The organism is Dryocola clanedunensis (assembly GCF_038405435.1).
GTDB classification, from domain to species: domain Bacteria; phylum Pseudomonadota; class Gammaproteobacteria; order Enterobacterales; family Enterobacteriaceae; genus Dryocola; species Dryocola clanedunensis_A.
On the sequence record NZ_JBBYHZ010000006.1, the window covers coordinates 78,593 to 99,476 of the forward strand.

19 protein-coding genes and 1 pseudogene are annotated in these 20,884 nt (G+C 52.9%); 13 read left to right on the top strand and 7 right to left on the bottom strand.

The window, feature by feature from the left end; genetic code table 11:
- The first annotated feature begins 87 nt into the window (after positions 1-87).
- The gene (locus AAE045_RS14650; protein WP_455548360.1) at positions 88-846 is read left to right on the top strand and encodes an SDR family NAD(P)-dependent oxidoreductase; all 759 of its coding nucleotides are present in this window, start codon (positions 88-90) and stop codon (positions 844-846) included.
- Between the two features lie 216 nt (positions 847-1,062).
- Here the strand turns inward: AAE045_RS14650 and AAE045_RS14655 are convergent, their stop codons facing one another.
- Both AAE045_RS14655 and AAE045_RS14660 read right to left on the bottom strand, forming a co-directional pair.
- Positions 1,063-1,461, bottom strand: a complete 399-nt coding sequence (locus AAE045_RS14655; protein WP_455548361.1) for a YdeI family stress tolerance OB fold protein — start codon at positions 1,459-1,461, stop codon at positions 1,063-1,065.
- Between the two features lie 132 nt (positions 1,462-1,593).
- Positions 1,594-1,767, bottom strand: coding sequence for a DUF1127 domain-containing protein (locus tag AAE045_RS14660; protein WP_455548362.1), 174 nt, complete (start codon positions 1,765-1,767; stop codon positions 1,594-1,596).
- A 176-nt stretch (positions 1,768-1,943) separates the two neighbouring features.
- On the opposite strand from AAE045_RS14660, the gene AAE045_RS14665 reads away from it, so the two are divergent.
- Together AAE045_RS14665 and AAE045_RS14670 are read left to right on the top strand one after the other, a co-directional pair.
- Positions 1,944-3,362 (top strand): aminotransferase-like domain-containing protein, encoded by a 1,419-nt coding sequence (locus AAE045_RS14665; protein WP_455548363.1) that lies wholly within the window; start codon positions 1,944-1,946, stop codon positions 3,360-3,362.
- Positions 3,363-3,530: 168 nt separating this feature from the next.
- Positions 3,531-5,162 (top strand): STY4199 family HEPN domain-containing protein, encoded by a 1,632-nt coding sequence (locus AAE045_RS14670; protein WP_455548364.1) that lies wholly within the window; start codon positions 3,531-3,533, stop codon positions 5,160-5,162.
- Between the two features lie 72 nt (positions 5,163-5,234).
- On the opposite strand, the gene gorA is transcribed toward AAE045_RS14670, so the two are convergent.
- Positions 5,235-6,587 (bottom strand): glutathione-disulfide reductase, encoded by a 1,353-nt coding sequence (gorA, locus tag AAE045_RS14675; protein WP_455548365.1) that lies wholly within the window; start codon positions 6,585-6,587, stop codon positions 5,235-5,237.
- Positions 6,588-6,857: 270 nt separating this feature from the next.
- Between gorA and AAE045_RS14680 the strand changes: the two genes are divergently transcribed.
- The gene (locus AAE045_RS14680; RefSeq protein WP_455548366.1) at positions 6,858-7,517 is read left to right on the top strand and encodes a bactofilin family protein; all 660 of its coding nucleotides are present in this window, start codon (positions 6,858-6,860) and stop codon (positions 7,515-7,517) included.
- 4 nt (positions 7,518-7,521) lie between these two features.
- Here the strand turns inward: AAE045_RS14680 and AAE045_RS14685 are convergent, their stop codons facing one another.
- Positions 7,522-8,364: a 23S rRNA (adenine(2030)-N(6))-methyltransferase RlmJ gene (locus AAE045_RS14685; protein ID WP_455548367.1), complete on the bottom strand. Its 843-nt coding sequence runs from the start codon at positions 8,362-8,364 to the stop codon at positions 7,522-7,524.
- 170 nt (positions 8,365-8,534) lie between these two features.
- Between AAE045_RS14685 and prlC the strand changes: the two genes are divergently transcribed.
- Complete coding sequence (gene prlC, locus AAE045_RS14690) at positions 8,535-10,577, top strand: oligopeptidase A (protein WP_455548368.1); 2,043 nt, start codon at positions 8,535-8,537, stop codon at positions 10,575-10,577.
- Between the two features lie 25 nt (positions 10,578-10,602).
- Entirely contained in the window at positions 10,603-11,361 is a 759-nt protein-coding gene (gene rsmJ / locus AAE045_RS14695; protein WP_455548369.1) for a 16S rRNA (guanine(1516)-N(2))-methyltransferase RsmJ, read from the top strand.
- Between the two features lie 87 nt (positions 11,362-11,448).
- Here the strand turns inward: rsmJ and uspA are convergent, their stop codons facing one another.
- A complete protein-coding gene (gene uspA / locus AAE045_RS14700; protein ID WP_202305012.1) occupies positions 11,449-11,886 on the bottom strand; it encodes a universal stress protein UspA in 438 nt (145 codons plus the stop codon).
- 346 nt (positions 11,887-12,232) lie between these two features.
- On the opposite strand from uspA, the gene uspB reads away from it, so the two are divergent.
- Entirely contained in the window at positions 12,233-12,568 is a 336-nt protein-coding gene (uspB, locus tag AAE045_RS14705) for a universal stress protein UspB (protein ID WP_202305010.1), read from the top strand.
- Positions 12,569-12,766: 198 nt separating this feature from the next.
- Here uspB and pitA read toward each other — a convergent pair whose 3' ends face one another.
- Positions 12,767-14,269: an inorganic phosphate transporter PitA gene (gene pitA, locus AAE045_RS14710; RefSeq protein WP_455548370.1), complete on the bottom strand. Its 1,503-nt coding sequence runs from the start codon at positions 14,267-14,269 to the stop codon at positions 12,767-12,769.
- 229 nt (positions 14,270-14,498) lie between these two features.
- Here pitA and AAE045_RS14715 point away from each other — a divergent pair, with 229 nt between their 5' ends.
- From AAE045_RS14715 to AAE045_RS14725, 3 genes are all read left to right on the top strand, one after another.
- Positions 14,499-15,713: an NAD(P)/FAD-dependent oxidoreductase gene (locus AAE045_RS14715; RefSeq protein WP_455548371.1), complete on the top strand. Its 1,215-nt coding sequence runs from the start codon at positions 14,499-14,501 to the stop codon at positions 15,711-15,713.
- Positions 15,714-15,867: 154 nt separating this feature from the next.
- Entirely contained in the window at positions 15,868-16,128 is a 261-nt protein-coding gene (locus AAE045_RS14720; protein WP_455548372.1) for a hypothetical protein, read from the top strand.
- Between the two features lie 38 nt (positions 16,129-16,166).
- Positions 16,167-16,511: a TnsA endonuclease N-terminal domain-containing protein gene (locus tag AAE045_RS14725; RefSeq protein ID WP_455548494.1), complete on the top strand. Its 345-nt coding sequence runs from the start codon at positions 16,167-16,169 to the stop codon at positions 16,509-16,511.
- On the opposite strand, the pseudogene AAE045_RS14730 reads toward AAE045_RS14725, so the two are convergent.
- Positions 16,504-17,009: pseudogene (locus AAE045_RS14730) on the bottom strand (transposase); the annotation flags it as partial. The gene AAE045_RS14725 and the pseudogene AAE045_RS14730 overlap by 8 nt on opposite strands.
- A gap of 561 nt (positions 17,010-17,570) precedes the next feature.
- On the opposite strand from AAE045_RS14730, the gene AAE045_RS14735 reads away from it, so the two are divergent.
- The 3 genes from AAE045_RS14735 to AAE045_RS14745 are packed head-to-tail and all read left to right on the top strand — an operon-like array spanning position 17,571 to position 20,807.
- Positions 17,571-18,614, top strand: a complete 1,044-nt coding sequence (locus AAE045_RS14735; protein WP_455548373.1) for a nucleotidyltransferase domain-containing protein — start codon at positions 17,571-17,573, stop codon at positions 18,612-18,614.
- Positions 18,611-20,347: a ThiF family adenylyltransferase gene (locus tag AAE045_RS14740; RefSeq protein WP_455548374.1), complete on the top strand. Its 1,737-nt coding sequence runs from the start codon at positions 18,611-18,613 to the stop codon at positions 20,345-20,347. The genes AAE045_RS14735 and AAE045_RS14740 overlap by 4 nt, the downstream gene beginning before the upstream one ends.
- A complete protein-coding gene (locus AAE045_RS14745) occupies positions 20,340-20,807 on the top strand; it encodes a Mov34/MPN/PAD-1 family protein (protein ID WP_455548495.1) in 468 nt (155 codons plus the stop codon). Before AAE045_RS14740 ends, AAE045_RS14745 begins: the two co-directional genes overlap by 8 nt.
- Positions 20,808-20,884 lie beyond the last annotated feature (77 nt).

A 20,884-nucleotide genomic window follows, 5' to 3' on the forward strand; every position in this document is an offset into this window, starting at 1 on the left:
GTGATGCGCATATAGCCATCTTTATCGATTTTTTAGCATCTAATAAGCTGTATCTCAATCACCGTACAGCAATCAACGAGGCAAAATATGAAACAAACCATCGCAATAGTGACCGGCGGCAGCCGTGGATTAGGAAAAAACGCCGCGCTGAAGCTGGCGGCCAGGGGCGTCAGTATCATCCTCACCTATAACAGTAAGCAGCAGGAAGCGCAGGACGTTGTGCGTGAACTTGAGCTGAAAGGCGTGAAAGCGGTAGCAATTCAGCTGAACGTCGGCGAAAGTGCCAGCTTCGCGGCCTTTACGGCGGAAGTGAAACAGCAGCTGCACGACGTGTGGCAGCGCGACTCGTTTGATTATTTAGTAAACAACGCCGGTATCGGGCTGGACGCGTCGTACGAAAAAACGACGGAGGCGCAGTTTGATGAATTAATGAACATCCACCTGAAGGGGCCGTTCTTCCTGACCCAGCACCTGCTGCCGCTGATAAAAAACGGCGGGCGCATTTTGAACGTCTCTACAGGGCTAACTCGCTTCGCATTTCCCGGCAAGGCCGCTTACGCCACCATGAAAGGGGCCATGGAAGTGCTGACGAAGTATCAGGCTAAAGAGCTGGGCGAGCGCGGTATCTCGGTGAATATCATCGCGCCGGGGGCGATTGCGACAGATTTTGGCGGCGGCGTCGTACGGGATAATGAGCAGGTGAACAAGGCAATTGCGGAACATACCGCCCTGGGCCGCGTGGGTCAGCCGGATGATATCGGCGATGCGATTGCTGCAATTTTGAGCGATGAAATGGGCTGGGCTAACGCACAGCGCATTGAGGTGTCCGGCGGGATGATGCTGTAGGTTTGTTCCTCTCGCCTGTGGGGCTGTCTTGTACGGGTCTCTGAAAATGTTATGGGCGAGATCGAGAGGGTTCCGTTCACCGTTCGCAACGGTAGCAGGGATAGCAAGACGTACGGGGGAACGGAATACCTGCGGGTTTACAGATCTCACCCTGATATGTAACCAGAGTGAGATGTGAGTAAGCTGCAGCACCCTGCTGGGAGAGAATAAAGCTCGCTACTGCTTCTGCAGGTGATCCACTTTCATCACGGCGGGCTTCTGCTTTTTATCCAGCGTGCCGTTAATGGCGACCAGCTGGTCGGGCTGTATGCTGCGGCCATCAAACACTGCCAGCGGGATGCTGACGTCCAGGGTGCCGCTCTTGTCTCTGAACTGGTACCGGTCTTCCCCCGTTTTCTTAATCAGGTTACCGGTCAGCGAGATGCTGGCGCCGTCATGCATTGCCTTCGCCTGCACCACGGTCATCCCCTGCGCGTCTTCCATGCCGCGATAGCCTTTATCCATCGCATGCGGTGACGGTGGGGCGGCGTCCGTTTTTAGCCCACCCTGATCGTCGGCCAGTACAGAGCAGCTGAATAAGGCGGTGAATCCTGCAATAACCAGAACTTTCTTCATTGGTTCTCCTTAGGCTTGAGCTTTTGGTACACCCTTTAAGCCTGGCATAAGGTTGCAAAATCGTCTTTTTTCGTCCGCATTTCGTCCGCAGTAAAAAATGACGACGCGGGTGAACGGCGCCGTCAGGCGTACTTATTTCCTGCGTGATAGGTCATCCGGCGTCAGTCCAATGTCTCTTAATTGTTCCTTACTCAGCTTCTGCAATGTGCGCTCCGTCTGGCGCAGCAGCCTTCTGTGCCGAAAATACTGGTAGATCATAATGAAGCCGTAGAACGGTCTGCGAGCGCGGTTTTCTTCAAAGCCCATGATGTTTCTCCTCTGATCGGTTCGAGGTTCATCATGCGCCGCCATACAATTTGCAGACAGATTCAAATATAACTTTTATTTAACATACAGAAGCGCTAAAACTTGAACTGAATGGTGCTCTGACCGGGGATCTGTACTGGTTTTTGGCTCTGTATGGTTAAAAAAGAGGATACAGCATGACGCGCTACCAACATCTTGCCACTTTGCTGGCGGAACGCATCGAACAGGGGTTATACCGCAGCGGCGAGCGGCTGCCCTCGGTGCGCAGCCTGAGCAGCGAGCACGGCGTCAGTATCAGCACCGTTCAGCAGGCCTACCATCTGCTGGAAGATCGCCAGCTTATTTCACCCCAGCCGCGCTCCGGCTATTTCGTCACCCATCGCAAAGCCCAGCCTCCCGTCCCGCCTCTGACCCGTCCGGTGCAGCGCCCCGTAGAAATCACCCAGTGGGATGCGGTGCTCGAACAGCTCTCGGCCCGGGAAGAGCGTCAGATGGTGCCGCTGGGCAGCGGTAATCCTGATGTCTCCCAGCCCACCATGAAACCGCTCTGGCGAGAGCTTGGGCGCATTGCCCAGTATCAGAACCCTGAGCTGCTCGGCTACGACAGCCTTTACGGGATGCGCGCCCTGCGCCAGCAGATCTCCCGCCTGATGCTCGACAGCGGCTGCGTGGTCAACAGCGACGATATCCTCATCACCAACGGCTGCCACGAAGCGCTGTCCATTGCCATTCGCGCCGTGTGCGAGCCGGGCGATATCGTGGCCGTCGAGTCCCCGTCGTTTCACGGCACCATGCAGATGCTGCGCGCCTACGGCGTTAAGGTGGTCGAGATCCCCACAGACTCCGTCACCGGCATCAGCGTGGAGGCGCTGGAGCTGGCGCTCGAGCAGTGGCCGATCAAAGCGGTGATCCTGGTCCCCACCTGTAATAACCCGCTCGGCTTTATCATGCCCGAAGCGCGCAAAAAGGCGGTGTTCTGCCTGGCCCAGCGCTTTGATATCGCCATTATCGAAGATGACGTGTACGGCGAGACGGCCTACGAATATCCGCGGCCTATGACCATCAAGTCTCTGGATATCGACGGCCGCGTGCTACTGTGCAGCTCTTTCTCCAAAACGCTGTCACCGGGGCTGCGCGTAGGCTGGATTGTGCCGGGGCGCTACCTTGACCGCGCTTTGCATACGAAATACATCGGTACGGGCAGCACGGGCACGATTGCACAATACGCGGTAGCTGAGTTTATCCGCAACGGCCACTACCATCGCCATCTGCGCCGCATGCGGCAGATTTACCATCGTAACCTTGAAGAGTTCACCTGCCGGGTGCGGCAATACTTCCCGTGTGGCATCTGCGTCAGCCGCCCGCAGGGTGGTTTTATCATGTGGGTGGAAATGCCGGAAAATATCGATCTGGTTCCCATCTGCTGCGCGCTGCGCGAGCAGGGGATTCAGATGGTGGCGGGGTCGCTGCTGTCGGCCTCCGGAAAATATCGCAATTGTCTGCGTCTGAACTATGCTTTGCCGTTCGATGCCGCCCTTGAAGCGGCGCTGCGCACAACGGGTGAGGCGCTGGGCCATGTGCTGGAAAACGCTTAGTTTTTCCTCGCTTATTCGGGCATAGATCCGGGTTAATGCGCGCTACACTCCTGTTTAATGGCGAAACTGCGACCTGACCCTACAACCATAAAAATACCATCGTCGATGGATTGGCGCGGGCTGACCGCGTCAGGCGTTTTCACGCCGCTTACCTTATAAAGGATAATCATGACCAGCACCGCACAGCTGCTGACACGGGATAAGTTTGAGACTTGCCTGAGCGTGATACGTAAGGCGTCATTACAGATCCTCCCGCTTTTAAGAATTCGCGTTGCCGAAGGCAAGGACCCACAGTGGTTTTATCAGCAGCTTGAGCTGGCCCGCCAGGGGATAGGCAGCTGGGGAGCGGTGGCCCGGCGGCTCAATCTGAACGACGCTGAGATTTCGCAGTTCACCCTTTCTCTACGCCACCTCCAGCAGCTTGTTCCGCAGTATGAAAGCGGGCAGGAGGTCAGCGATAACCAGCTGATTGCCGCCCTGCGCTTTATTGGTTTTCTGGAGCTGGTGCGCAGTAAACAGCCGTTGCTGAGCTATTCAACCGAGCTCGCCGGGGAGGATGCGGGCCTGCAAAATACGGCGAAGCGGCAGATTCGCGCTCTTGAGCTGATGCTGCGCGGGGTGATTAACAGCGCCTGGGGGAGCCAGACGCAGCTGGTAAACCAGCTAAAAACGCAGTTCGGCGCGGAAAAAGTCAGGCGCTGGCTTAAAAACGCCGAGCGGGGCGATATTCTCACCGGCATGCGCTTTGGCGAGCTGGCCCAGCTGCTGGTGGATAAAAAAGAGTTCGCCCGCCACTACGCCGCGCTTTATCAGACTTCGCCGCAGCTGAGCCTGTTTATCGATCGGCGTAAAACGCTGCAAACCTTCCTCGATGACGTCCGCCTGATCCGTAACGATCTTCTGGAGCTGCGCCCGTTAACCAGCGCACAGGCCACGCTGCTTGATAACTATTACTACGAGATCAGCGGCGCGATCCAGAAAGCCTGCGACGAAGGGCGTATGCCGGTGAATCCTCGCGCTCTGCTCTCCTGCGACGAAGACGAACTGGACGATTATATTACCCGCGCCCACAGACGGCATGAGGCGACGGGCGGCGACACGGAAGAGATCAAAGACGCCATCGAACGGCCGGACCTGCGTAATGCGGATAAGCAGCGGGACGTAGCCGATACGGCATCCGTTGCGCTGTGGGCCATGGTGGGGATAGGCGTTATCGGCATCGTGATATTTATCCTCACTATCGTGAACGATATGAACAGCCAGCCGCAGGATAACCGCACACCTCAGGTCACCGCGTCAGTAATGGCGGCGGAGCACGCCCCGGAAAACGTCAGCCCAAGGGACATGCTGGCGAATATGGGCATTACCTGGGATGAAAACAGCCTGCGTTCAGCCATTGCGCGCGGGGATTCGCGCATCATAAAGCTGTTTATGCAGGGGGGAATGAACTGGAAAGCCTCCTTCGCAGAGCCTGCCCTTGCCGCAGACTACCGGGAGGCATTGACCACTCTGCTTCAGTATCGCTCGCAGATGGACGAGCCGCGCCCGTGCCGCAGAATGATATCGACTATCGCGCAGGCGATGAACGACGGGCAGAGCCTGACGTCGAAGCGGGAGGAGTTTTTACTGGCATTTTGCAGCACGCCCGGGACGATAAAGCGGCAGAAGGAAGAGCTTGAAAGAGCGCTGCTGCGGCAGGCGGCGGCACAAAAACGCAGCGCCGGGGCTAAAGGGCGGGACGCCCCCGTGGACGACAGCGAAGTCCGCATCCAGCAGGCTATTTATAATGCGATTAAGTGAAAATCTGTTATAGGACGAGTAGAAACAGAAAAGCCAGGCGTTCCCTGGCTTTTTCATATGCTGGCGGTTTTATTAACGCATAGTCACAAACTCTTCCGAGCCGGTCGGGTGAATCGCAACCGTGTTGTCGAAGTCTTTCTTCGTTGCGCCCATTTTCAGCGCCACGGCGAAGCCCTGCAGCATTTCGTCCATGCCGTAGCCGATGCCGTGGATACCGACAATTTTCTCGTCCGCGCCCGCGCAGACCAGCTTCATGCGGCACGGCTGGCGGTGGGAGGTGACGGCGGTATACATCGCGGTGAAGGAGGATTTATAAACCTTCACGTTGTCATCGCCATACTGCTCGCGCGCCTGCGGTTCGGTCAGGCCCACGGTGCCGATTGGCGGATGGCTGAACACCACAGTTGGCACGTTACTGAAGTCCAGATGCTCGTCCGGCTTGTTGTTGAACAGGCGCTCGGACAGGCGGCGGCCTGCGGCAACCGCAACCGGCGTCAGCTCAACGGCTCCGGTGTTGTCGCCTACCGCGTAAATACCCGGCACGCTGGTGTTCTGGAATTTATCGACTTCGATGTAGCCTTTGGCGTTGGTTTTCACGCCGGTCACGGCCAGGTTGAAGTTGTCCGTTGCCGGTTCACGGCCAATCGCCCAGATCAGGCAGTCTACGGTTTCGCTGCGGCCATCCTCAAGCTCCAGCGTCAGGCTGCCGTCGGCATTTTTGACGACCGCTTTCGGCACGGCCTGGGTGTGCAGCGTTGGGCCTTCGGTGTTGATCACTTCCAGCAGCGTTTCCACAATCAGCGGGTCGAAGGTGCGCAGCGGTGCGTGCTTGCGCACGAACAGGTGCGTTTCAGAACCCAGCGCGTTTACCACGCCTGCAATCTCCACGGCGATATAGCCCGCGCCCACAACCGCCACGCGTTTTGGCAGCGCTGGCAGCGCGAAGAAACCGTCTGAATCAATGCCGTATTCCACGCCCGGGATATCCGGGTGGCTTGGGCGGCCGCCGGTGGCAATCAGGATATGGTCAGCGGTAATCGTTTCGCCGTTCACTTCCACGGTGTGCGCATCAACAAATTTTGCGAAGCCACGAATAACATCAACGTTGTTTTTACCCAGCACGTTGTCGTAGGAGGTGTGAATACGGTCGATATAAGCGGTACGGGCGGCGATCAGCTTGTCCCAGTCAAACTTGTTCACGGTGGTGTCGAAACCGTAGTCCGGGCCATAGTTGTGGATTGCCTCGGCGATTTGCGCCGCGTGCCACATCACTTTTTTCGGTACGCAGCCCACGTTCACGCAGGTGCCGCCCAGATCTTTTGCTTCAATCAGCGCGCATTTCTTACCATACATTGCCGCACGGTTACTCGAGGCGATGCCGCCGCTGCCGCCGCCGATGGCGAGGTAATCATAGTGTTTGGTCATCTGCAGGTTTCCATGAATGAGTAAAAAAGAGTTGCCCGGATTGTAACGCTTAACTTCCCGTTGCCGCAAAGGGTGCTTCTATGACTGCAATAGGCAGGGACGATGTCAAATTTATCTTAATTGCGAGATTAACGATGGCGAACGTCTGAGGGTTTTATATACACTCCCTTTTCTGGACAGTTTATGCAGTTAAGGTAACGGAAACCTTATTTCCCCCGCATCATGAAAATTGACCATACGAAAACCGATACGCTGTTATGGGGCATCTGGTTGAGCTGGGCAACTGCGCTTGCCAGCTATGTTCTGCACTGGTCAGCAGTGATGTTTGCCGCTTTCGCACTGCTGCTTTTACTCTTCTTGCTACGCCAGCTAAGCATCAAAAAAGGAATGGAAATGTTTAAAAAGAAAAATAAGGATCCCGACTACGCAGCGCCAGCCGCAATAACTACGGCAGAAAGTAGTCCCCAGGCTGCGGAAGGCGAAACGTCCGCCGCCGCTCAGCCCGCCCGTCGTTGTACCGTTGTGGCACAAAGCTCTCTTTTTACCGGTGATGTAAAGATTGAGGGCGATATTCATGTCTATGGCAGAGTCGTGGGAAATATAATTCTGACGGATGGAATATTACATGTCATGCGTGACGGTTATATTGAGGGAGAATTTACCGCGCCGAATATTATTATTAACGGCCACGCGAAGGGGACCTGTATTGGTGACAAGGTCGAAATCCTGGAGCACGGTGAAATTGAGGGCGTATGCCGCAGCGACCAGTTCTCTATTCGCCCGGGCGGCAGCTTTATCGGCACGTCCGAACGCCTGTCCGCCGGGGTTAAGCGGGAGATGGAATCTGAACGTGTTGTGAAAATAAAAAAGGGCCCGCAGGATAAACCTGCTGAGCCCTCTTCGGCTGTCGCCCACGCCCTGGGTGAGTAGCGGATTACTCCGGCACGATCCAGCTAAGGGTCGTTGAACCCGTACCCGCCGGGACCAGCGTTTTATGCAGCCACGGCAGCACGTTTGTCATCTGCTGCTCAAGCTTCCACGGCGGGTTAATCACGATCATTCCTGAAGCGGTCATGCCGCGCTGGTCGCTGTCCGGGCGCACGGCCAGTTCGATCTGCAGAATGCGGCGAATGCCGGTCTCTTCCAGCTCGCGCAGCATACGTTTGATCTGCTGACGCAGAACCACCGGATACCACAGCGCGTAGGTGCCGGTCGCAAAGCGTTTGTAGCCTTCGCTGATGCCCTTCACCACGTCCTGATAGTCGGTTTTAATTTCGTAAGGCGGGTCGATCAGAATCAGACCGCGACGGGATACCGGCGGCAGCTTAGCCTTCAGCTGGGTGTAGCCATCGGCGCGCTCTACGCGGGCACGATTATCCTTCTGGAATTCAGAACGCAGCAGCGGGAAATCCGACGGGTGCAGCTCGGTCAGCTGCAGGCTGTCCTGCTCGCGCAGCAGGTGGCGCGCAATCAGCGGGGATCCAGGGTAATAGCGCAAGTTGCCGCTGTGGTTAAGCGCTTTAACGGCGCTGATGTACGGCTCCAGCTCTTCCGGCAGGCTGTCCTGCTGCCAGATACGGGCGATGCCTTCCATATACTCGCCGGTGCGTTCGGCATGTTCGCTGCTCAGCTTGTACCGGCCAGCGCCTGCATGGGTATCGAGATAAAGAAACGGCTTCTCTTTCTCTTTTAAGGATTCAATAATCAGGCTTTGAACGGTGTGTTTCAGTACGTCGGCGTGGTTGCCGGCGTGAAAGCTGTGGCGATAACTGAGCATGGCTTGCAGGGTTTCCAAAAGACAAAAGAAGAACAACTAATCTGCACAGTATACAGCCTTATGCCCGTCGCCCGGCATTGAAATTAACTACACTAAGCCTCATGTTAAAGAGATTGCCTTTGAGAGCGCCAGATGAGCGCTCAACTTGCCCAATTACAGGAACCGCGCTTATGACTAATCCATTGTTGACCCCTTTCGAGCTTCCTCCGTTTTCTTCCCTCAAACCTGAACATGTTGTCCCGGCCGTGACAAAGGCGCTGGACGACTGCCGTGCTGCGGTGGAAAACGTGGTGGCGCAGGGCGCGCCGTACAGCTGGCAGAACCTTTGCCAGCCGCTGGCGGAAGTGGACGATCGTCTGGGGCGCATTTTCTCGCCGGTCAGCCATCTGAATTCCGTGCAGAACAGCCCGGAGCTGCGTGAAGCCTACGAGCAGACGCTGCCGCTGCTGTCCGAATACAGCACCTGGGTCGGTCAGCACGAAGGGCTGTATCAGGCCTATCGCGATCTGCGTGACGGTGCCAACTATGCCGCACTGAGCGTGGCGGAGAAAAAAGCCGTTGATAACGCGCTGCGTGATTTCGAACTGTCCGGTATCGGCCTGCCGAAGGAAAAACAGACGCGCTACGGTGAAATCGCCGCCCGTCTTTCCGAGCTGGGCTCTACCTACAGCAACAACGTGCTTGATGCGACCATGGGCTGGTCAAAGCTGATTACTGACGAAGCCGAGCTGTCCGGGATGCCGGAAAGCGCGCTGGCGGCTGCCCGCGCCCAGGCGGAAGCGAAAGAGCAGGACGGCTGGCTGCTGACGCTGGATATTCCGAGCTATTTGCCAGTGCTCACTTACTGTGACAACCGTGCCCTGCGTGAAGAAATGTACCGTGCCTACGCCACCCGCGCCTCCGACCAGGGGCCGAATGCGGGCAAGTGGGATAACACCCCGGTCATGGAAGAAATTCTGGCGCTGCGCCACGAGCTGGCGGAGCTGCTGGGCTTCGGCAACTACGCTGAAAAATCGCTGGCGACCAAGATGGCGGAAAACCCGCAGCAGGTGCTGGAGTTCCTGACCGATCTCGCAAAACGCGCGCGTCCGCAGGGCGAAGCCGAACTGGCGCAGCTGCGCGCCTTCGCGAAGAATGAGTTCAACGTTGATGAGCTGGAGCCGTGGGATATCACCTACTACAGCGAAAAGCAGAAGCAGCATCTGTACAGCATCAGCGACGAACAGCTACGCCCGTACTTCCCGGAAGACCGCGCCGTAGCCGGCCTGTTCGAAGTCGTGAAGCGCATCTATGGCATCACTGCCAAAGAGCGTAAGGACATTGACGTCTGGCACAAAGACGTCCGTTTCTTCGAGCTGTACGACGAGAAAAACGAGCTGCGCGGCAGCTTCTACCTCGACCTGTACGCCCGCGAAAACAAGCGCGGCGGGGCGTGGATGGACGACTGCGTTGGCCAGATGCGCCTGGCAGACGGCTCGCTGCAAAAGCCGGTCGCCTACCTGACCTGCAACTTCAACCGTCCGGTCAGCGGCAAGCCCGCGCTGTTCACCCATGACGAAGTGATCACCCTGTTCCATGAGTTCGGCCACGGTCTGCACCATATGCTGACTAAAGTCGAAACGGCGGGCGTATCCGGTATTAACGGCGTGCCGTGGGATGCGGTCGAGCTGCCGAGCCAGTTTATGGAAAACTGGTGCTGGGAGCCGGAGGCGCTGGCGTTTATCTCCGGCCACTTCGAAACCGGCGAACCGCTGCCGCAGGCGCTGTTAGAGAAAATGCTGGCGGCCAAGAACTATCAGGCAGCGCTGTTTATCCTGCGCCAGCTGGAGTTCGGCCTGTTCGACTTCCGCCTGCACGCGGAGTTTAACCCGCAGCACGGCGCGAAAGTGCTGGAAACCCTGGCAGAGATTAAGAAGCTGGTTGCCGTGGTGCCATCACCGAAGTGGGGCCGTTTCCCGCACGCCTTCAGCCACATCTTTGCCGGTGGCTACGCGGCGGGCTACTACAGCTACCTGTGGGCCGACGTGCTGGCTGCGGATGCCTTCTCCCGCTTCGAAGAAGAGGGCATCTTCAACCGCGAAACAGGGCAGTCGTTCCTCGATAACATCCTGACCCGCGGCGGTTCCGAAGAGCCGATGGAGCTGTTCAAACGCTTCCGTGGCCGCGAGCCGCAGCTGGATGCCATGCTCGACCACTATGGTATCAAGGGATAATGGGCATCAAGGGCTGAACCATTTCGTGAAAATCTGTTTATTGACTGAATCAGGCGCCGATTCCGGCGCCTTATCGCTTTTGAGCGAGCGCTGGGGGCTTACCCACGACGAAGACGCCCCGATGGCGCTGGTTCTTACTCCGGAACACCTCGAACTGCGCAAGCGCGATGAGCCAAAGCTCGGCGGTATTTTCGTCGATTTTGTCTCTGGTGCGATGGCGCACCGCCGTAAGTTTGGCGGTGGCAGAGGTGAGGCGGTTGCGAAGGCCGTTGGTATCAAAAGCGGCTATCTGCCAGACGTAGTGGACGCCACGGCGGGGCTGGGTCGGGATGCCTTTGTGCTTGCGTCCGTGGGCTGCCGCGTGCGGATGCTGGAGCGTAACCCGGTGGTTGCCGCGCTGCTGGACGACGGGCTGCGCCGTGGCTATCAGGACGCGGAGATCGGCGGCTGGCTGCAGGAGCGACTGCAGCTGATCCATGCTTCGAGCCTGACGGCGTTAAGCGATATCACGCCGCGCCCGGAGGTGGTTTATCTGGATCCGATGTTCCCGCACAAGCAGAAAAGCGCGCTGGTGAAAAAAGAGATGCGGGTGTTTCAGTCGCTGGTGGGGCCGGACGAAGATGCCGATGGCCTGCTTGCGCCTGCGCGCCTGTTAGCAACTAAACGCGTGGTGGTGAAGCGCCCGGATTACGCGCCGCCGCTCGGGGGAGTTGAAACAAAGAATGCAGTGGTGACCAAGGGACACCGGTTTGATATTTATTCTGGAACCGCGGAATTAGCCTGAAACCAGGGCGGATAAGCTTGCGCCATCCGCCCTCTGTTGAAACTGACGGATGGCGCTCTCGCTTATCCGCCCTACGGTTAAGAACGGTTAGTCTTCGTCTTCGTCACGCAGCGGTACAATCAGCATATCGATGTGTACGGTGTTGATAAGCTGGCGCGCAGAGGACATCAGTTTGCTCCAGAAATCCTGATGGTGACCGCAGACCACCAGATCCATATCGTACTTCTTGATGGCGTCGACCAGCACCTGGCCCAGGTCACCGCTGCCGCTTAAAGTCTCGGTAATCGGGTAGCCTGCGCCGGTAGACAGCTCGCTCAGCGCATTGTGCGTCTCTTCAGAAATACGCTTTTGCATATCCCCAAGGTTTACGTCGATCAAACCGGTGTAGAGATCGGAGTAGTTTACATCGACATGAATCAGGGAAACCTTCGCGTTGTATGGACGAGCCATAGACACGGCCTTTTCCACCAGGACTTTGCTCTCCGGGGAGAGGTCTACCGCGATCAGAATGTGTTTGTAAGCCATAATTATACTCCTTCCATAAGTTGTCACAGACCTGCCTGGAACCCACGCAGAACCAATTCCGGCGTAAGGACTTCAATTGTAGATGCTATTTCTACCCTATCCCGAATGATAAAACCCGTCAATCCGCCACCCTTTTAAACATTCAAGCCAAAAATAGCGTTTACCGTCTTGATTATGGTTAACCTTATGGCGAAAAAATTAGGGGATCTCCTACACTATTAAAGAAGCCGTTCCGGAATAGTTATGTGAGCCGGATCTGCTTTCTGATTGCTGAACTGTCTGTCGAGGTATTCGGGGTGAGCGGTTGTCCCGGAGCGCTGCTCCGTGGCTACGCCGAGGGGGAAACATGATCAGCACCGTTGCGCTCTTTTGGGCGCTTTGCGTAGTTTGTCTGGTGAATATGGCGCGCTATTACTCTTCACTGCGCGCTTTGTTAGTGGTGCTTCGTGGATGCGATCCGTTGCTTTATCAGTACGTCGACGGCGGCGGCTTTTTCACATCCCATGGCCAGCCCAGTAAGCAGATTCGTCTGGTGCGTTATATCTACGCCCAGCGCTATCTGGATCACCACGATGATGAGTTTATTCGCCGCTGTGAACGGCTTCGTCGCCAGTTTATGCTGACCAGCGCCCTGTGCGGGCTGGTGGTGATAAGCCTGATAGGATTAATGATTTGGCATTAAGGATAACGCATGCTTAAGCTGCACATAAAAAAAGCGGGCCAGTAAACTGACCCGCTTTTTTATTTTCTGCCTGACGCTACACGAAGTGCAGATTTAGTAGGTCGGATAAGCGAAGCGTCATCCGACACCACCACAACCTACACAAAGTACAGATTTAGTAGGTCGGATAAGCGAAGCGTCATCCGACACCGCCACAATCTACACGAAGTGCAGTGAAATCCAGTACAGCGTACCCGACAGCAGAATCGAGACCGGCAGGGTGAACACCCAGGCCATCAGGATATTCGTTACCGTTTTGCGCTGCAGACCCCCACCGTCAACCAGCATCGTCCCCGCAACGGAGGAAGAGAGCACGTGGGTGGTGGAAACCGGCATCCCGGTGTAGCTCGCAATACCGATGGAGACGGCGGCTGTCATCTGCGCGGACATGCCCTGCGCATACGTCATGCCTTTCTTACCAATCTTCTCACCGATAGTGGTTGCTACGCGACGCCAGCCAATCATGGTGCCACAGCCGAGCGCCAGAGCGACCGCCATGATAATCCAGATAGGGGCGTACTCGATGGTATGCAGCAGGTCAGTTTTCAGCTCTTTCAGGAAGCGTTTGTCTTCCGGCTTGGTTTCCGGCAGCGCGGCGGCTTTATCCGCGGTATCAGAGATACACAGCAGCAGGCGGCGCATATGGCTACGCTGCTCGACGCTCAGATTGTCATAGCTGTTGATATTACCCAGCAGCGTTTTAGCACGCTGTACGGCTATCATTGCGCGGCTTGCGTCGCAGTGGAATTCAGCAGGCTTGCTGGCATCCTTTGCTTCTTCAGGCGTTGGAATGGCCGGGTTAAGGTCAACCACATGCTGGATGGCGTCACCGTGCTGAGCGTAGTACTGCTCAAGGTGGGTGATGGCATCGCGGGTGCGGGCAATATCGTAACCAGAGGCGTTCATATTGACCACGAAGCCCGCAGGGGCCACGCCGATCAGAACCAGCATGATCAGACCAATGCCCTTCTGACCGTCGTTTGCGCCGTGAGAGAAACTTACGCCGATGGCGGAAATAATCAGGGCAATACGCGTCCAGAATGGCGGTTTTTTCTTGCCGTCCTGCTTCTCACGCTCGGCCGGAGTGAGGTGGATACGGCGCTTTTTCTTCGTGCCGCTCCAGTAGCGACGCAGCAGGAAAATGAGTCCGCCCGCAATCACCAGACCCACGATCGGGGAGAGGATTAACGACATGAAAATCCCAATAACTTTCGGGATATTAAGCGCATCGACCATCGAGGAGCCGGTCATCAGTGCGTTGGTCAAACCGATACCAATGATGGCACCGATAAGCGTATGGGAGCTGGAGGCCGGCAGACCAAAGTACCAGGTGCCGAGGTTCCAGATAATAGCGGCCAGTAACATAGAGAACACCATGGCGAGGCCATGTGCGGACCCTACGTTCAACAGCAGGTCTGTTGGCAACATATGCACGATCGCATACGCCACGCTTAGCCCACCGAGCAGAACGCCGAGGAAGTTAAATACCGCAGCCATTGCCACCGCAAGTTGCGATCGCATTGCGCGGGTGTAGATGACGGTTGCCACTGCGTTTGCAGTGTCATGGAAGCCGTTGATCGCTTCATAGAAGAGAACAAATGCCAGAGCTAATAATAATAAAAGGCCCGTATGCATATCGAGGCCAGCAAACAAATGTAGCATAGACGTTACGCCATTTTGAGGACATGAACGCGGCGCATTATGTAAGACAACAGCCTGATGCGCCAACTGAAATATAGACTTTTCTTGATGTTTGTCGTGAAAGCTCGCAACAACGAAAAGATTTACATTTTGTTTTTCAACCACCTGCATTTGTTAATGCGCTTTAGGCTGGTGCGACCAGCCGCAGATCTTTACAATTCCACCCCTTAAGCATAGTCGGGAGTCGGTCGTGGAAAAGTTTGATGCCATTATTATTGGTGCGGGTGCAGCTGGAATGTTCTGTGCGGCAATGGCCGGGCAGGCGGGTAGCCGCGTGTTACTTATCGATAATGGTAAAAAACCGGGCCGTAAAATCCTCATGTCTGGCGGGGGTCGCTGCAACTTTACTAATCTTTATACCGAGCCTGCGGCCTATCTGAGCCAGAACCCCCATTTTTGCAAATCTGCCCTGGCGCGCTATACCCAGTGGGATTTCATCGGCATGGTGGACAAACACGGCATCGCCTGGCATGAGAAAACCCTCGGCCAGCTGTTCTGCGATGACTCCGCCCAGCAGATCGTCGATATGCTGGTGGCGGAGTGTGAAAAGGGTAAGGTCACCACGCGCCTGCGCAGCGAAGTGCTGGGCATTGAGCGCGATGAACAGGGCTTTACCCTCCAGCTTAACGGCGACAGCGTGCAGACCAGCAGGTTAGTGATTGCTTCCGGCGGCCTGTCGATGCCGGGCCTGGGCGCCACGCCGTTCGGCTATAAAGTGGCCGAGCAGTTTGGCCTGAAGGTGCTGCCCACTCGTGCGGGCCTGGTGCCGTTCACGCTGCATAAGCCGCTGCTTGAGCAGCTGCAGGTGCTGTCCGGCGTCTCCGTGCCGTCGGTTATCAGCGCTGAGAACGGCGTCAGCTTCCGCGAAAGCCTGCTTTTCACCCACCGTGGCCTCTCCGGTCCGGCGGTGCTGCAGCTGTCCAGCTACTGGGAACCTGGTGAGTATGTGAGCGTTAACTTACTTCCCGACACCGATCTGGAGGCGTTCCTCAACGAGCAGCGCAACGACCATCCGAATCAGAGCCTGAAAAATACTCTCGCGATGCAGCTGCCAAAACGCCTGGTGGAGTGCCTGCAGCAGCTGGAGCAAATCCCGGACGTCACGCTAAAACAGCTTAACGTCCGCCAGCAGGAAGAGTTGATTGAGAAACTGCAAAACTGGCGGGTGCAGCCCAACGGCACGGAAGGCTATCGCACCGCAGAGGTGACCCTCGGCGGCGTGGACACCAACGAGCTGTCATCCCGCACCATGGAAGCCAAAAAAGTGCCGGGCCTGTACTTTATCGGCGAAGTGATGGACGTCACCGGCTGGCTGGGAGGCTATAACTTCCAGTGGGCGTGGAGTTCGGCCTGGGCCTGCGCTGAGGCGCTGCGCTGTGAATTGATAAAAAAGTTAGGCCACTAATATAAGAGTTGTGTCACTAATCAATTTTTTAGTATTAAAGTTGTGACACTATTTTTTTACTTTTTGTTTTTATTGATTTTTTTTTGTCTTCACTATGTATTGCTTGTGTGCTGCGAAATCTTTCCACTAAACTTATCTTAGGTACGGTGAGTCCGTGATCAGCCTGAGATTTATCGAGGTTGGTATGAGCAGAGGAAGACGTTTTACATCTCTTGAGAGCTACGAGAAAGCGCTTAAGGAGGGTGTTGGCGTTGGTTCTGGAGAATTCTATCAACCTTGGCTACGACCTCAGAATTTTACCGGTTCAACAGGCAACAGATCTGCCATTCTCGGGCTTAAAACATTCAGGCAACACAATATGTTGTCTGGGATTGAGACCGAGTTCTTCTATCTTGCCGATTCAATGATGCAGTAATCGATATTCGTGAACAATTCCCACTCCTGCCTCTTACCCTGACTCAAAATATTGCCCGAATAATCAATATTGACCATCCCGCTTTACGCAGAAAAGCGGGAGAGAAAGGTACACCAGGAGAACCCTCGGTCATGACAACTGATTTTGTTCTTACTTTCCAAAACCCTGATGGTTCTGTCTGGTATCAGGCTTATTCGATTAAATCAGATGAAGTTATTACAAAAAGAAATGCAGAAAAGCAGGAGATAGAACGTCTGTATTGGGAAGGTATCAATGTGCGTTTTCAGGTTTACACAGGAAGTGACGCGACTCGCACGAAAAGCACCAATATTAGCTGGGTTACGTCTCCTTTCCGTATGAGAGGGTTGCCAGATTATGGTTAAACCGGAGGCCTTTGAAGTTACGCAGGTATAAAAAAAACAGGCCAAATCCCCAGTTGCGCTGACTGTCAGTGATGCGGATCAGCCAATCGGCAATGACGTCATTTTCCTCATTCAGCTTAGGCTGATAGCGATAGCAGCCTTCACTAACAACAAACAACTGGCAGGCAAAACGCACGCTGACGTTTCGTCTTCTGACCGCATCCTGAGCCATCAGCTTTCGACGCGATGGCTTCACCACTTTTTTGCCATGGCTTCCTGAATGATTTCGGCTTTGAGACGTTCTTCAGCATACATTTTTTTGAGGCGACGGTTTTCGTCTTCCAGTTCTTTCAGACGGGTCATCATGGAGGCGTCCATACCGCCAAAACGAGAACGCCACTTATAGAAACTGGCATTGCTCATGCCATGCTCGCGGCACAGTTCGGCCACCGGTGTTCCGGCCTCGGCTCGCTTCAGGATGGACATGATCTGGCTGTCAGTAAAACGTGATTTTTTCATAGAAATCTCCCGGTTCAGATTACGAGAAAATTCTACTTATAAACACACCGGTTTTTCGGGGGGATTACCATGCCGCTCTTCAGTACTGAAAGCACCCGCAAAAATAAACTGCTCGAGAAGGATCCAGAGCCTAGGCTCCCTCATATCATGAGATCCCAACTCTTCATATACGGGTTTCATTTCCTCATGGCGCTCTATTAGACGTTCAAATACTGACCAAGTTGAAAACTAAACTGGGATTGAGCAATCACGCCACTCATGCAACTTGTCTTTCAACAACAGCAAAGCTTGTTCGGGGATGTCTGTTCCTAAATCAGTGGTCACGGGATATTCCTACTTTTAAAAGGTTGGCTCATTCTTGACAAGAAATTCCCCTATGTCGGTAACCGGAACAAAAATATAGGGTGTTTTCCGGTCACCCGATACCTAGCTCACATAAGTTTCTCTCATTCTTTCAACAGGGCATCAGTCAATCAGATAGAGATTATTTTTTGCCCTATCACTTGAAAACAAACGAAGCGGCACAATCTAAATGGAATTCACAACAAATATGGGGTTAATATGAGCATTCAGAGTAAATTCCTTAAATTTCATGATGCTATAAAGCTCGGGCGAAAAGATCTGGAATATACTAATGCACGATTAAAGGATGACAGCATCACCGAGAGTATTAAGGCTAGGTTTCGCTTGGATGGGTATCCAGTTATCGAGGATTTCATTCAGGGCTCTCTTGCAACAAGCACTGGTATCCGTGAAAAGGGCCAGGATTTTGATATTGACCGTGCGATTGTTATCGAAGCTAGCACTGCTCCAGAAAACCCAATCACACCTAAGTTGGCCGTTCTTGACGTCTTAGAAACTCGCGGATTTATAAATGCGAAAATTAAGAAACCATGTGTTACTGCTGATTATAAGACTGAAGATCTGCACATTGATATCCCCGTCTACCGACAGTATGAAAATGGGCAATATGAGCTTGCAGTAGGGAAACGCCTCTCTGATGAAAGTAACAGAGAGTGGGCTATGTCCGCACCACGCGAGCTTATCGACTGGGTTAAGAATTACGACAAAGAAGTTGCTTATGCTTCTGCAAAACACGACCAGTTTCGCCGTACTGTTCGGTACCTGAAACGGTGGAGGAATTACAAATTTGCCGATGAGATTCGTCGTAAAATCTTCTCCATCGGGATTACCGTTATGGTGAAGGAGTGTTTTGTTTCTTCAGTCGATAACGAAGGTTTTGCAGATGATCTTACGGCGTTAAAGTCAACAGTTTCAGCGATACAGGCCTCTCCTTGGTATTTTACTTCTTTAGGAGAAGGTAAATATAAGGTTAAGGTTTCCTTACCAGTAGGAAACCGTCGGGATATTTTTCATGGGAGCAGCGTAGTAACGGGGACTCAGTTCAAGAATAAACTCGCCGCTTTATTGAAAACTCTGGAAAGTGTTGCTAGTGAAGAAAACGAATCAAAAAAGTGTGAGATTCTTCGTTCAGAATTCGGTGAGGATTTTCCAGAGGATACATCTTCTTTGTCTTCGAAAAGTCTTAGCAAAAATGCCGTCTATGCAACCGCTGGTGCGGTAGGGACGTCGCAAGGAGCATGAACTATCAAGTTATCTCAACCTACCTAACTGAATGCGGGTATAACGTATCCGCAGTTCCTGTTTCAGGTGAATCTACAGTCCTCGGTGTTGAGTTGTGCATTGGCGAATACAACGTGTCACTACATCATCCGGCAATCACTGAGTTGACCGGATTGCCCGTCTTTATGCTTGTTAAACCATCCACTTTCCCTAGGATTGCACATACTTTTGTTTTTAGTGAAGTAGATCTTGCAAGCATATGCATCAATGTTCCCGATGCTGTGTCAGTGAATTTTGAACGTCCTGAACTGGCTTTTGAGGAGTCATTGAAACGGCATATAGACTTACTAACACGAGCATTAACCGATGAAGAGTGGAATGCATCTGAGTTGCTCCGTGAATTTGAAGCGGGCTGGTATAGAATTGTTGATTCTGGCACGTCAGAGTTTATTTGCTTGTCCGAGAGCGGAAAACTAGAAGAATTGTGCATTTTGAAACCCCGAGCAGGACGTTCTACAGGTTTGCAGTCTTACTTCTTCGGTTATCCCGAAGGATATGCAGTCGATGAATCCTTTTCCCCAATTAACCAATTACTGAATAACAGAGAAGCAGCCAAAGGGGTTGGTATTATTATACCTCTTAGTAAACTTAAGCCAGCTCCTGAAAGTTGTGAAGAGCTTAAAGAGTGGTACCTTACTGCTCTGTCTGATATGGACGAAACTGATATAACGCAGCTTACTCAAAGGTATTCTCGGTATCGCTCACACGAATTCTGGGTTGTTTTTAATGCGTTGACACCTTCCGGTAGAACCTGGTTCGGCATTCATTTTTCGTTAAAAAATACTAAGCAAGGTGGGAAGAAAAACCTACCGTTAAAGGATATGCAACTTATTGATTGGAGTTTGAAAGCGTTTACGGTTTCACTTTTTAATAAGGAAAGGTTGATGCCCCGCAGCGGTGCTAATAGCTCCTTAAGTAGTGTAAATATACTATTAGTTGGGTGTGGTTCCGTTGGGGGAGAAGTAGCAGACAAACTGGCTGCATCTGGGGTTGGTAATATGACTTTGTCTGACCCTGATGTACTAACACTGGACAATCTTTACCGTCATATTTTACCTCCTTCGTATGTCTCAAGTAGTAAGTCATTTGGTCTTAAATTTAACTTAATTTATAAATATCCTTGGCTTAGCATTAGGGATATGACATTTCGTTTATTACAACTCAGAGCGCGAGATTTTCTCTCAAGTTTTGATCTTATCGTCATTGCGATTGGCTCACCCACTCATGAACGCTTATTTCATGAATATCTTTTGAAAGAAAAAATTAAAACTCCAGTGATGAATACTTGGGTTGAAGGATATGGTATTGGGGGGCATGCAGTGTTGACTATTCCCGGTAAAAAAGGGTGCTTACTCTGTTCATATCTTGATCCGAATGACTTATCCAGAGGTCTTGCTTCTAATTTGAATTTTCTGAAACCAAATCAGGATCTAACCAAGAACCATGCGGGGTGTGGTGATGCCTTTCTTCCTTACAGTTATATAGCATCGACACAAACATCTTTAGTTGCTGCTGATTTAGCAGTGAAATATTTGTTGGGCTCGATTAATTATTCTTCTAAGGCTAGTTGGAAAGGTGACTCCTCCGATGCAGTGAAAAACGGATTTCAGCTAAGCGATAGATTCAAGTTGTTTACACGTTCTCTTGAAATTGTGCCTCTCTATAAACAGGGATGCGATCTTTGTGATGAATAGAGATCAGATTGTTATACTCGGTACAGGATTTCAATTATTAGTACATCAAAAAGTATACTGTACATGGGAGGCTTATAGACAGATTGATAAGACTGCTCCTGAGGCGTTTGGTATCCTGATTGGTGGAAAGTCGCTGGATAATGAGCAGTACAAATTAGTTGAAATTACTGAGCCGAAGGCAGGTGACTTGTGCTCAAGGACACACTTTATCTTAAAAGATCCCGGGCATCAGTTCATTGTAAATCAACGTCATGTTGATTCTAAAGGTGAGCTTGCCTATTTGGGGACCTGGCATACGCACCCTGAAGATGTTCCTTATGCTTCTATGACTGATATCGATGACTGGAAGAAATGTGTAAAACGCAATTTGGATCGGCAATTATTTTTTGTGATAGTGGGACTAAAAAAAATGGTTTTATATTATTACAATGAAAACGGCTTGAATCGGATTGAGTTCTAAGTACGAGATACAAACGATGAATGAGTATTTTTGTATGGATGAGTCCGACAAACTTGCATTGACATCAAAAAGTTTGC